Here is a 519-nt window from a genome sequence, read left to right on the forward strand (position 1 = left end):
CTAAGTTTATATATTTATATTCACTGCAAAAGGCAGATAGCGCTTTAACGCAAGGTATAGATTTAGACAATGAACTGGTGGGGAAAATTAATCGGTGGAGCCTTGGGCTTCGCATTTGGCGGTGGCCCCTTAGGCGCTTTGTTAGGCGCGGCTATTGGTCATAGCTTCGATAAAGGTATGGCCAATATCGAAAACTTTTCTGGTGGCAATCAGGAAGAAATACAAGCGGCTTTTTTTGCTGCCACATTTTCGATAATGGGGCGTTTGGCAAAATCAGACGGCCATGTATCTCAAGTCGAAATTCAAGTTGCTCAAGACACCATGAGCAAGATGCAGTTGACGGACGAGCAACGTAAAGCAGCAATCAATTTATTCAATCAAGGCAAGCAAGAAGATTTTGATTATATCGCTGCCATGGATGACTTAAAGCGAGTCTGCGGCCGTCGTACCAATCTCCTTAGAATGTTTATGGAGATACAGCTAACCACCGCGCTTGCCGACGGAGAATTACACCCAAAT

The 519-nt window shown here is 44.3% G+C and carries 1 protein-coding gene; it reads left to right on the forward strand.

The annotated features are described in order from the left end of the window. Window positions 1-69: 69 nt before the first annotated feature. The coding region (gene djlA / locus A3763_RS22650) for a co-chaperone DjlA (RefSeq protein ID WP_082880568.1) at window positions 70-519 on the forward strand (450 nt) is incomplete at its 3' end.

It is taken from the genome of Oleiphilus sp. HI0128 (genome assembly GCF_001635365.1).